Source organism: uncultured Jannaschia sp., from assembly GCF_947494025.1.
In the GTDB taxonomy this organism is placed as follows: Bacteria; Pseudomonadota; Alphaproteobacteria; order Rhodobacterales; family Rhodobacteraceae; genus Jannaschia.
This window is the reverse complement of sequence record NZ_CANLTQ010000211.1, coordinates 1-205: the sequence shown is the minus strand read 5'-3', so window position 1 is coordinate 205 and position 205 is coordinate 1. Positions and strand designations below refer to the sequence as shown.

1 protein-coding gene is annotated in these 205 nt (G+C 63.4%); it reads right to left on the bottom strand.

What is annotated here, in order from left to right; translation table 11 throughout:
- Positions 1-205, bottom strand: a 205-nt coding sequence (locus tag Q1B08_RS21935; protein ID WP_299823638.1) for a DUF2382 domain-containing protein, incomplete at both ends; no start/stop codon positions are given.

Genomic DNA, 205 nt, shown 5'->3' with positions numbered 1-205 from the left:
ACCGTATCGCTGCGTCGCCGCACATGCAGTTCCTCGACGACACGGAAACGCCGTACCAGCACCTCTTCGACAATCGGGATGATGGTGACGTCACCCTCTTCGCGCGTCGCCGGAGGTTCATCCACGACGCGATCGACGGGCAGGCGCTCGATGTCGACATGCTCGCGTCGCAGCGTCTCCCGAACCGGAACCTCTTCCTGATGCG